This window comes from Bacillus sp. GMs2/2 (assembly GCF_050172095.1).
Classification (GTDB): domain Bacteria; phylum Bacillota; class Bacilli; order Bacillales; family Bacillaceae_G; genus Bacillus_A; species Bacillus_A cereus.
Genome location: NZ_JBNLYE010000004.1, coordinates 52790 through 63856, shown reverse-complemented (window position 1 = coordinate 63856; position 11067 = coordinate 52790). Strand labels below are relative to the sequence as shown.

Below are 11067 nucleotides of genomic sequence, written 5' to 3'. Positions count from 1 at the left end.
AAGAACTGAAACCTTATTATAATGGCACGTATAATTTGTATTTAGATAGGTATGATGAGCAACCGATTCCAGTCAGTCGTAATTATGTAAAACGCCTTCGAAATAACATTGAATTATAGTAGGTAATGAGAGTATTTTAACATGATAAACTGAAAATCCTTCATGATAGGGAGGATTCAAGTTAAATATTCAGAAAATTTAGTACAATCTCCACTAAGAAATAGTATTGGGGGAATTGTATGTGAAGACATTGAAATCGATTTTACTTTGGGGCGTTATTACAGCAGTAGGAGCAGGTGCTTTTGGGGTAATAGCTTTATCACAAGGTGAAACCATTAATGCTGTATGGCTCTTAGTAGCTGCCGTATGTGTATATGCAGTTGCTTACCGCTTTTATAGTAGATTTATAGCGAGAAAGGTTTTTAATTTAGATGATAATCGGCAAACACCAGCCCATACATTAAACGATGGGAAAGACTATGTTCCAACAAATAAGTGGGTATTGTTTGGCCATCACTTTGCAGCGATTGCTGGGGCGGGACCTTTAGTAGGACCGATTTTAGCAGCACAAATGGGATATTTACCAGGAACCATTTGGATTATTGTTGGGGTAGTTGTTGCGGGGGCTGTCCAAGATTTTGTCATTTTATTTGCTTCGATGAGACGTAATGGTAAATCGTTAGGAGAAATGATTAAAGATGAGATTGGACCTGTTACAGGACTAATTGCAATGATAGGTATTTTAGGAATTATGATTATTTTATTAGCAGTATTAGCGTTAGTCGTAGTAAAGGCACTAATCGGAAGTCCTTGGGGAATGTTTACGATAGCAGCAACGATTCCTATCGCTATTTTAATGGGAGTTTATATGCGCTATATTAGGCCTGGTCGTGTTGGAGAAGGATCAGTAATTGGTATTATCCTACTTATTTTATCTCTTGTTGGAGGACAGTATGTAGCAGAAAATCCAACACTTGCAAGTATGTTCACATTTAGTGGTGAAACAATTGCTATTATGCTTATTGTATATGGATTTATCGCATCGGCATTACCAGTTTGGATGCTTTTAGCACCACGTGATTATTTAAGTACATTTTTAAAAGTCGGAACAATTGTAGGGTTAGCAATCGGTATCTTAATTGTAGCACCAGATTTACAAATGCCAGCAGTTTCGAAATTTATTGATGGAACTGGTCCTGTGTTTTCTGGAAACTTATTCCCGTTCTTATTTATTACTATTGCTTGTGGTGCAGTGTCTGGATTCCATGCTCTCGTTTCATCAGGTACGACGCCGAAGATGATCGAGCAAGAGGGGCACGCACAGCCAATCGGTTATGGAGCAATGTTAATGGAGTCGTTTGTAGCAGCGATGGCGATGATTGCGGCTTGTGTATTAACACCGGGAACGTACTTTGCAATTAATAGCCCCGCAGCACTTATCGGTACAGATGTTTCGCAGGCAGCTCAAGTTATTTCCTCATGGGGATTTGCTATTACACCAAATGAACTAAAAGATCTCGCTGTAAATGTTGGAGAGCAAACAATTTTATCACGTACAGGTGGTGCGCCAACATTAGCGATAGGTATGGCATATATTTTCTCACAAGTAATAGGTGGAACGGCCATGATGGCATTTTGGTATCATTTTGCGATTCTCTTTGAAGCTCTATTCATTTTAACAACAATTGATGCCGGAACGCGTGTCGGCCGATTTATGATTCAAGATATTTTAGGGCATGTATATAAGCCATTTGGGAAAACGGATTCTACATTAGCGAATGTAATCGCTACAACATTATGTGTATTAGGGTGGGGATATTTCTTATACCAAGGGGTAATAGATCCGCTCGGTGGAATTAATACATTATGGCCACTTTTCGGTATTGCAAATCAAATGCTAGCAGGTATTGCATTATTACTTGGAACGACAATTTTGTTCAAAATGGGAAAAAAGGCATACGTTTGGGTAACACTTATTCCAACTGTCGGGTTGCTGATTGTAACGATGACGGCGGGATATCAAAAGCTATTTCATGAAAATCCTAAAATTGGATTTCTATCGCATGCAAAGGTATTTCAGGGAGCATTAGATGAGGGAAAAGTGTTAGCGCCAGCAAAAAATGTTGCTCAAATGAAGCAAATTATTTTCAATGATTATATCGATGCAGCGCTTTGCGGAATTTTTATGATAGTTGTAATCGCTGTGTTAATTTCAGCACTTCGAATTTGGATCCAAGTATTAAGAAATAAGCCAATGCCGTTAAAAGAGGCACCATATATTCCTAGAGATGAAAGTGAGTCGAGGAACTATGCTTAAAAAGTTGTGGCAAGTATGGGGTGAAAGAAAACGCTTTATTAGTTTGCTCGTTGGGGTACCAAGTTATGAAGTATATGTGGAGCATATGAAAAAGCATCATCCTGAAGAAGAGGTTGTATGTCAAAAGCAATTTTTTGCTGAGGCACAAGAAGCAAGATTTAATGCAAAGGGTGGAAAAATATCACGCTGTTGTTAATGAAAAAGGGCGAGTTTTCGCTCTTTTTATTTTTTTGCTGTTTCACGTGGAACAGCAAAAATAAACAAAACCTTTGGGAATTAAAGGTATTTCGTATACAATAAAGTCAGGAAGGGGATAGATGGAAAAGTAGGGAGATTATTTTATGTTAAGGGACTTATTTGTAAATACAACAATTATTCTTTCCTTTATTTTTATTGGGGGTCAGCTTTTAAGGGATAAGCCGTTAAAAGAAGGATTCTCTTTTGGGCAGAAATGTGTAGTAGGCATTTTTACTGGGATACTAGGTATAGTATTAATGTATTTCAGTGTTCGTGTTGGTACCATTCTATTGGATTTACGCTATTTAGCTGTTATTCTAGCTGTTATTATTGGAGGACCGATAGCGAGTACCATAACAATTGGTATGATTTTAGTAACTAGACTGTTGTTTATGGATTATTCATTAGCTTCTCAAGTGGCTTTTTATACAATCATTGCGATAGGAATAGGGAGTATCTTTATTTCGCGCATGAAGCTTTCTTTAGGGGGAAAGTGGGTATGGTTACACACATATATTTTATCTATTCTAATCCCAGCGTTATATATATGGTTAATTAAAGAGATCCACATAGTGGGATTATATTTAATTTCTAGTATTATTACAGGTTACATAACATTCATAAGTGCAAATTATGTTTTACAATCCAATGAGTTATTTCAAAAGATGAAACAATACGCAACGATAGATGCATTGACAGGTTTAGGAAACGTAAGACAGTTTGATTTAGAGATGAATCGTCATATTAGTAATAAGAACATGAAAAATGATTCGTTTTGTTTACTACTTATAGATATTGACCACTTTAAGTATGTAAATGATACGTACGGGCATCCTGCAGGGGACGAAGTGCTAAAACAAGTAGGATGTATTTTACGAGAAACTTCACAATTTCCAGATTTGGCTTTTCGAAAGGGTGGAGAGGAGTTTGCGCTTTTGATACCGAATAAGGGATTAGCTTACGGAATTCGTATGGGCGAGCAAATTCGTACAGCTGTTGAAAGTCACCCATTTCAATTGTTAGATGGAACGAAAATAAAAATTACAGTTTCGGTGGGGGTTTCAGAATATGAAGAATCACCGGAGAAATTTATTCAAGCGGCGGATGATGCGTTATACTACTCGAAACGAAATGGTAGAAATAAGGTCAGCTCTGTATCTTAAAGATAAGATGACCAGAAGACATAAAGCTTATAAAAAACACTCACAGAGGCAATGTATGAACTTTGTGAGTGTTTTTTATTTATATATTAGACAAGCTCTTTTGATACAACAAATTTACGATATGCACCATGGTGAGTTGGCCCTACGTATTCGTTAATTTTGAATGAGTAACGAATAGCAGCCGTGATGAATTCTTTAGCAGTTTTTACTGCTTCTTTCACAGGTTTTCCTTTTGCAAGTTCTGCTGTAATTGCAGCAGAATATGTGCAACCTGCGCCGTGTGTATTTGTCGTATCAATTTTTTCTGATTCTAGAAGGTCGAATGTTTCTCCATCATATAGGACGTCGATTGCAGTTTCCGTACCAAGTTTGCTACCGCCTTTAATTAGGACGTATTTCGCACCTAAAGCATGGATCTTTTTCGCTGCTTCTTTCATGTCTTCAAGAGAATTAATCTTTACGCCACTTAATTGGTAAGCTTCAAATAAGTTTGGTGTTACAACTAATGCCTTTGGAACAAGAACGTCACGTAAGCAGTCATTCGTTTCAGGATGTAATGCTTCATCAGCACCTTTACATACCATAACAGGGTCAACTACTACATTTTTGAAATTGTGCTTTTCGATTGTTTCTGCAACCATTTCAATAATTTCTACTGATCCAAGCATACCTGTTTTTAAAGCGTCTACGCCAACACCTTCAATTGTTGTTTCTAATTGTGGTTTTAATGTAGAAGCTGGGATTGGAAATACGTTATGTGCCCAACCGTTATGTGGATCCATCGTTACGATTGTTGTAAGAGATGTCATTCCGTATACGCCCAGTTCTTGGAATGTTTTTAAATCTGCTTGTATACCAGCACCGCCACTTGTGTCAGAACCAGCGATAGTAAGTGCTTTATTTAATGTCATTATGAAAGCCCCCTCGAGTGATATAATGAAAACTATGTTCTCACCATTATATCAATGTTACGAATAAGTACAAAGTGAAAAGTAGATGATTTATTTTAAGAGCTATTTAAAATCTTGTATGCAGGAGACTGAGTATGTTTCGAGATAATCGTACAAATGAATTAGTTATATTAAAGGAAATTGCAGAAACATTAAATACATCAAATGATACATATCATGTATTGCAAGCTGTCCTAGAGAAATTACTAAGTGTAACAGGTTTAACGACAGGATGGATTTTTCTTGCGGATGAAAATGGGAAGTATACGAAGTTAATTGATTATCAATTACCAGAGGCACTTACATATGAAAATAAACGCCCGATGTGCGAAGGTGAATGTTGGTGTTTACGAGGTTTTGTAGATGGAAAATTAGAGAGAGCCGTTAATATTATTGAATGTAAAAGAATTAATAATGCAATTGAATATAATTGGGGGGATACGGAGGGCATTCTTCATCATGCTACGGTTCCTTTAAAAGCTGGGGGAGAAAAATTTGGGTTGTTAAATGTTGCAAGTCCGGGTAAAACACATTTTTCAGAAGAAGAATTAGTATTACTCCAATCGGTTGCCTTCCAAATTGGTACGGCTTTAAAGCGAACAAAATTATATGAAAATGAAAAGAGAAGAGCACATTATTATGTGAAATTAGAGCGTTTCATTCAAGATTTAAAAACGATTCATAAGTTTAATGTACTACCTGAAAAAGTGGTAAATCACGTAGGTGAAGTATTTCAATGGAATCAAGTAGCGCTTTTTATTAGGGAGGAAAAAGAATTATCTCTGCGAGCGTCTTACGTTCAGGAAGAGTTAAAAGAGGATATAAAAGAGGCGGCCAAGAGGGCGTTAGAACAAGATGAACCAGTTCTAATAAAACATCAAATAGGACATAATGTACATCTAAATCGAGCTGTTATTGCTACACCAATACATATTCAAAACCATATATTTGGTGTTTTATGTGTTAGCCTGAATAATGGAGAGTTTGATGCTAATACAATAGACGTAATTCAAGCATTATCGAACCATGTTTCGTTAATAATAGAGAATTTGAGGTTAAACGAGCAGCGCCGTGAACTTGTGCGAATGGAAGAAAGAAATCGGTTAGCAAGAGATTTACATGATTCTGTTTCGCAAAAATTATTTTCATTAACCTTCATGACAAAAGGCGCCGAGGCAGTTTTAAAAGGTAAAAATGAAAAGGTAGATCAATCTTTGCATGAGATGCGTGAACTTGCGCAAGGAGCTTTGAAAGAAATGAGGACATTAATTTGGCAGCTTCGTCCGGCGGGATTAGAAAAAGGATTATTGCCAGCTCTAAAGCAGTACGGTGAAAATTTGGGACTGAAAATTAGGGAGCAAGTTACGGGTGTTCGTGATTTACCTCGTGTAGTAGAAGAAGCTTTGTGGCGCATAGGCCAAGAAGCACTGAACAATGTAAGTAAGCATGCAGGTATAAAAGAAGCGACGATTTATTTTACAGTGAATGAGAAAAATGTATCATTAGAAATAGTTGATCAAGGAAAGGGATTTGTGGAAAAGAATATAAAAGAAAAGAAATCACTAGGTATGATTACGATGCGTGAAAGAGTAGAATTAGTTGGTGGAACAATTAAAATTGTAAGTAGTAATAAACGAACGAGCGTAAAAGTAAATGTACCATTATGATGTGAAAATGAGGGAAGTTTGTGAAAATAAAAGTATTGTTAGTTGATGATCATACAGTCGTTTTAAAAGGATTAGCATTTTTCTTAAGTACACAGGAAGATTTAGAGTTAGTTGGAGAAGCGAATAATGGGAAAGAAGCGTTAGTGAAAGTAGGAGAAACAACTCCCGATGTTATATTAATGGATTTATACATGCCTGAAATGGATGGTGTTGAGGCGACGGCATATATTAAAAAAGAGTATCCAAATGTGAAAGTAATTGTATTAACTAGCTTTTCTGATCAGGCGCATGTGTTACCTGCATTAAGGGCTGGAGCAAGTGGGTATATTTTAAAAGATGTAGAACCAGATCAGCTTGTTGAGGCTATTCGAAGCGCATATAAAGGTAATATTCAATTACATCCGGATATAGCAAATGCTCTTCTTTCTCAAACATTACCTGTAGAAGAAAAGGAAGAAGAACCTTCTATTCAAGTGGATGTGCTAACAGCGAGAGAAAATGAAGTATTGCAGCTATTAGCGAAAGGGATGAGCAATAAGGAAGTTGCATCTGTTTTAGTTATTACAGAAAAGACGGTTAAGGCGCATGTAAGTAGCATTTTGAGTAAGTTGAATTTATCTGATCGTACGCAAGCGGCATTATATGCAGTGAAAAATGGAATTGTATAAGACGAAAGTCGTAAGACCAAGTTCGCCTTTGGAAGGTGGACTTTTTTTATGAAAAAATACGTCTATGTGAGGACGAAATTGTCTTTATATAAAGATAAAATATGTTTGTAAGCAACAAAACAACAATTACAAGGGATACCTTTTTTGAAAGCATATAACAACATAAGAGTGAGTACTAGGAGGAATAAATAATGGCAACAGTTTTATTCGTTAAAGCAAATAACCGTCCAGCGGAACAAGCGGTTAGTGTAAAATTATATGAGGCATTTTTAGCAAACTATAAAGAAGCACACCCAAATGATACAGTAGTAGAACTTGATTTATATAAAGAAGAATTACCATATGTAGGCGTAGACATGATTAATGGTACATTCAAGGCAGGTAAAGGCTTTGATTTAACAGAAGAAGAAGCAAAAGCAGTAGCAGTTGCTGATAAGTATTTAAATCAATTCCTAGAAGCTGATAAAGTTGTTTTCGGCTTCCCATTATGGAACTTAACGATTCCAGCAGTATTGCACACATATATTGATTATTTAAACCGTGCTGGTAAAACGTTCAAATATACGCCAGAGGGTCCAGTTGGCCTAATCGGAGATAAGAAGATTGCATTATTAAATGCAAGAGGCGGCGTATATTCAGAAGGTCCAGCAGCTGAGGTAGAAATGGCTGTTAAATATGTAGCAAGTATGATGGGCTTCTTCGGCGCAACAAACATGGAAACAGTAGTTATTGAAGGGCATAACCAATTCCCAGATAAAGCAGAAGAAATCATTGCTGCAGGTCTTGAAGAAGCAGCTAAAGTAGCAAGTAAATTTTAATTAAAAGTATAATCGTCACTCGAAAAAACAGCATTAACATGTAAACGTTAATGCTGTTTTTTTATATTTTTAGTTCATCAGCAAGTTTTTCTAATGTATTTCGATCTTGTATATAATATGTTCGGCCTTCTTTTCTTAAATAATTTTGTTGGCAAAACTGATTTAATACATATAAAAGATGACGGTAGCTGACATTTAAATATTCCGAGGCCTCGGTATGCTTTTCTATATAACAATTATTTTGCTCTGTTAATAAAATAAAAGCAGCTAATCGATTTTCAAAAGGATAACTATAGTTTTTTGCGTAATTTTCAGTGCGAGTAATTGTCTTTTCTCCAATAAATTTACATAAGTGCTGTAAAAACGTTGCATCTTGTAATAAAAGTTGCTGACAATCTTTAAGAGGAAGTGCCAAACACACACAATCTTCTAGTACTTCAACGGACTTAGTAATATTTTCTACTCCTATTAATCCTAATTCCCCGATAAAAGATGGTGCTTGAATAAAATTAATTAATGAAACCTTCCCGTTTTTATGACTCATATATATTTTTGCCTTCCCAGAAATTAAGTAATAGAGATAAGGGAGAGTATTTCCTTCGCTACATATCATCTCTTTCGTTTGAAAAGAATGTAGCTCTACATATGGCAAGACATGAAATGAAAATAGGGTATGGAATTGATGGATTTGCATGTATTGATAAATTTCTTCCTCATTTTTGCTGATTTTCATATTTTCACCCCTATGTATAGTATGAGATATCTCCTATTATCTTTACAAGAAGGAATGATACGATTTATGTAAATTTGTTTTTGTAGAAAAGAGAGTGTGATGAGTTTATGAAAAAATATAAAACATTGCTATTTGATGTAGATGATACATTATTAGATTTCCAAAAGGCTGAAAAAGTGGCTTTACGGGTGCTTTTTGAAGAGAAGGAAATCCCTTTAACAGACGAGATAAAGGCTCGTTATAAAAAAATAAATAAAGGTCTTTGGGATGCTTTTGAAAAAGGTGAACTATCACGCAATGAAGTTGTAAATACACGATTCTCTCTGTTGTTTAAAGAGTATGGAGAAGAAGTAGACGGAATATTATTCGAAAATAATTACCGTAACTACTTAGAAGAAGGAAATCAACTCATGCAAGGTGCGTTTAAATTTATAAATCAAATTCAAGGGGAGTATGAGTTGTATATAGTGACAAATGGTGTTTCTAAGACGCAAGATAAACGTTTGCGTAATGCAGGGTTACATTCATTGTTTAAAGATGTTTTTGTTTCGGAAGATACAGGTTTTCAAAAGCCGATGAAAGAGTATTTTGATTATGTTTTTGAACGGATTCCTAACTTTGCACCTGAAGAAGGGCTGATTATTGGAGATTCATTAAGTGCGGATATTAAAGGTGGATATGTAGCGGGAATTGATACTTGTTGGTTTAATCCAGAAAGGAAATTAAATGATAGTGGGATTATACCGACATATGAAGTGCATAATTTTGAGGAGTTAGAAGCGTTATTAAAGCAGCATGTGTAATAAAAAAATAGGCAGTGGGGCTTTCATCCCCACTGCCTATTTTTATTAATTTTTATTTTCGTTATGTTTTGGCAGCGGAAAGGCATTCCCGATAGCAGCTGCACCAAGCATGGGCAATAGTAAATTAAGCGGGAAAAACATAAGTAATAGTAATGTTATAGCTATTGGCTTTCGTAACGCATAGCTTGAAATTGCTGTCGTTACGATGGTAACAGATGCTACTGGATCTATAGGAAGAATAGATGCTACAGCGTATCCGATACTTGACCCGGAAAATATAATTGGGAAGATATGTCCACCTCGCCACCCTGTGTTCAAACAAACGGCAGTAATGCACAACTTTAAAATCCCTGAAAGAAGTAGTATCCAAAAAGATAAATGGCTCCATTCAACAACTAATTCTTTTAATTGATGTTCCCCTGAAAATAATGTGTACGGAAGAAAAGTTCCCGCAATTCCTAATAAAATACCACCGATAATTCCGAGTGTCAGTTTGTATTCCCTAAAAGGGTGAATTAACTTCTCTAATGTGAATTCTAACTTGAAATAAAAGAAACCAACTATAGCACCGATACTAGCAAGTGGAAGAAATGCGATCCATTCATTGAAAGAAAGTGCACCTTCCCCGAAATCAACAATAAAGGATCCACGATTATCGAGTTTACTCAGTAGTAAATAAACAGAAAAACCTGCGAAAGTAGTAGCTAAGTATACAATCGCCTTTTTTCCTTTAGAAAAAGCAGCAATTTGTTCCCCCTCATTTTCATTTGGTGCTAAATAACCGAATAATGGTGCGTTAAAAATGACACTTAAAGTAGCTCCAATTCCGATCTCGGTTAGCTCATTCATACCCTTTAAGGCAAATTTAAAGCGATCCCCTACCCATGTGCACAGTCCGCCTATAATTCCAACTAGTGCGGCTTCTGGACCAAGACTAGCACCGAAAATTAAAACAATAATCGCCGTTAAAGTAGCCTGATGGACAAAGCGATATTCGATTCGACCAGTTTTTTTATATTCAGCCATCACTTCAGGCATAAGGCGTGGGTATGTACCGAAATGTTTTTGTGATAGACCAACAAGGACCCCGCCAATTATTGTTACGCAAAGGGTGTAATAAGAGGGAAAAGAGAGAACTTCAGGCAAGTATCCCCAAATAAAGTGGATTCCAATATTTATTGTGACTAAAAATAACCAGACTGTAGCTCCTACTATAGATCCTAGAAGAATGCCATATAGAGCAAGTATGTACTGCATATCTTTTTTATTTGTCATGTTATACCTCCGTTATGTAAATCTTAGTAGGTAAAAAAGTGAAATATACTAGTGAAAAATGGATTGAATATATATAGTATCTTTTTGAGAAGATGGCCTATTCAACATATAGGCTAACTTTAGGGGAATTTGAATTTATAGGTTAAATTACTTATTTAATTTTATAGATTGATTTGAGGTTTTTAAAGGTCTTTTTTGAAATAGACTAGAATATATTTCTTTTGTTGCTTTATATGAAACTGTTAACATTTATTTTAGAACATTCAGAAAAACTGTTTGACATTAGGAAATTATTGCTATAAAATCAACGGTAATTGCATAGTCTTATCAAGAAAAGGTGGAGGGACAGGCCCGATGAAACCTTGGCAACAGCCGTATAACGGAATTGTGCCAAATCCTGCAGGTAGTAATCCTGAGAGATAAGAAAGAGCCTTTA

Annotated in this window: 11 protein-coding genes and 1 riboswitch; of the genes, 8 read left to right on the top strand and 3 right to left on the bottom strand. The window is 35.8% G+C overall.

What is annotated here, in order from left to right:
• The 4 genes from ACQGS6_RS01690 to ACQGS6_RS01675 all read left to right on the top strand — a co-directional run.
• The coding region (locus ACQGS6_RS01690) for a LytTR family transcriptional regulator DNA-binding domain-containing protein (protein WP_426964855.1) at nt 1-119 on the top strand (119 nt) is incomplete at its 5' end.
• Between the two features lie 122 nt (nt 120-241).
• The gene (cstA, locus tag ACQGS6_RS01685; RefSeq protein ID WP_000854311.1) at nt 242-2317 is read left to right on the top strand and encodes a carbon starvation protein CstA; all 2076 of its coding nucleotides are present in this window, start codon (nt 242-244) and stop codon (nt 2315-2317) included.
• Complete coding sequence (locus ACQGS6_RS01680; protein ID WP_000914504.1) at nt 2310-2513, top strand: YbdD/YjiX family protein; 204 nt, start codon at nt 2310-2312, stop codon at nt 2511-2513. Before cstA ends, ACQGS6_RS01680 begins: the two co-directional genes overlap by 8 nt.
• A gap of 145 nt (nt 2514-2658) precedes the next feature.
• A complete protein-coding gene (locus ACQGS6_RS01675; RefSeq protein WP_069604734.1) occupies nt 2659-3717 on the top strand; it encodes a GGDEF domain-containing protein in 1059 nt (352 codons plus the stop codon).
• 86 nt (nt 3718-3803) lie between these two features.
• On the opposite strand, the gene pdxK is transcribed toward ACQGS6_RS01675, so the two are convergent.
• Nucleotides 3804-4628 (bottom strand): pyridoxine/pyridoxal/pyridoxamine kinase, encoded by an 825-nt coding sequence (gene pdxK, locus ACQGS6_RS01670; RefSeq protein ID WP_000174252.1) that lies wholly within the window; start codon nt 4626-4628, stop codon nt 3804-3806.
• Nucleotides 4629-4762: 134 nt separating this feature from the next.
• Between pdxK and ACQGS6_RS01665 the strand changes: the two genes are divergently transcribed.
• The 3 genes from ACQGS6_RS01665 (at nt 4763) to ACQGS6_RS01655 (ending at nt 7820) form a co-directional block, all read left to right on the top strand.
• Nucleotides 4763-6334, top strand: a complete 1572-nt coding sequence (locus ACQGS6_RS01665) for a GAF domain-containing sensor histidine kinase (protein WP_000488129.1) — start codon at nt 4763-4765, stop codon at nt 6332-6334.
• Nucleotides 6335-6354: 20 nt separating this feature from the next.
• Complete coding sequence (locus ACQGS6_RS01660) at nt 6355-7002, top strand: response regulator (protein ID WP_000695813.1); 648 nt, start codon at nt 6355-6357, stop codon at nt 7000-7002.
• Between the two features lie 191 nt (nt 7003-7193).
• Nucleotides 7194-7820 (top strand): FMN-dependent NADH-azoreductase, encoded by a 627-nt coding sequence (locus ACQGS6_RS01655; protein ID WP_000246724.1) that lies wholly within the window; start codon nt 7194-7196, stop codon nt 7818-7820.
• A gap of 61 nt (nt 7821-7881) precedes the next feature.
• Here the strand turns inward: ACQGS6_RS01655 and ACQGS6_RS01650 are convergent, their stop codons facing one another.
• Nucleotides 7882-8553: a transcriptional regulator YeiL gene (locus ACQGS6_RS01650; protein WP_000703312.1), complete on the bottom strand. Its 672-nt coding sequence runs from the start codon at nt 8551-8553 to the stop codon at nt 7882-7884.
• Between the two features lie 107 nt (nt 8554-8660).
• Here ACQGS6_RS01650 and ACQGS6_RS01645 point away from each other — a divergent pair, with 107 nt between their 5' ends.
• A complete protein-coding gene (locus ACQGS6_RS01645) occupies nt 8661-9356 on the top strand; it encodes a YjjG family noncanonical pyrimidine nucleotidase (protein WP_426964854.1) in 696 nt (231 codons plus the stop codon).
• Nucleotides 9357-9401: 45 nt separating this feature from the next.
• Here the strand turns inward: ACQGS6_RS01645 and ACQGS6_RS01640 are convergent, their stop codons facing one another.
• Entirely contained in the window at nt 9402-10631 is a 1230-nt protein-coding gene (locus ACQGS6_RS01640) for a chloride channel protein (protein ID WP_000182466.1), read from the bottom strand.
• Nucleotides 10632-10952: 321 nt separating this feature from the next.
• A riboswitch (SAM riboswitch) is annotated at nt 10953-11057 on the top strand.
• Nucleotides 11058-11067: the final 10 nt, after the last annotated feature.

What these genes read in the sequence shown, in the direction of transcription:
- ACQGS6_RS01680 (WP_000914504.1), top strand. Translation starts at nt 2,310, where the DNA reads ATGCTTAAAAAGTTGTGGCAAGTATGGGGTGAAAGAAAACGCTTTATT.
- pdxK (WP_000174252.1), bottom strand. Translation starts at nt 4,628, where the DNA reads ATGACATTAAATAAAGCACTTACTATCGCTGGTTCTGACACAAGTGGC.
- ACQGS6_RS01650 (WP_000703312.1), bottom strand. Translation starts at nt 8,553, where the DNA reads ATGAAAATCAGCAAAAATGAGGAAGAAATTTATCAATACATGCAAATC.
- ACQGS6_RS01645 (WP_426964854.1), top strand. Translation starts at nt 8,661, where the DNA reads ATGAAAAAATATAAAACATTGCTATTTGATGTAGATGATACATTATTA.
- ACQGS6_RS01675 (WP_069604734.1), top strand. Translation starts at nt 2,659, where the DNA reads ATGTTAAGGGACTTATTTGTAAATACAACAATTATTCTTTCCTTTATT.
- ACQGS6_RS01640 (WP_000182466.1), bottom strand. Translation starts at nt 10,631, where the DNA reads ATGACAAATAAAAAAGATATGCAGTACATACTTGCTCTATATGGCATT.
- ACQGS6_RS01655 (WP_000246724.1), top strand. Translation starts at nt 7,194, where the DNA reads ATGGCAACAGTTTTATTCGTTAAAGCAAATAACCGTCCAGCGGAACAA.
- ACQGS6_RS01665 (WP_000488129.1), top strand. Translation starts at nt 4,763, where the DNA reads ATGTTTCGAGATAATCGTACAAATGAATTAGTTATATTAAAGGAAATT.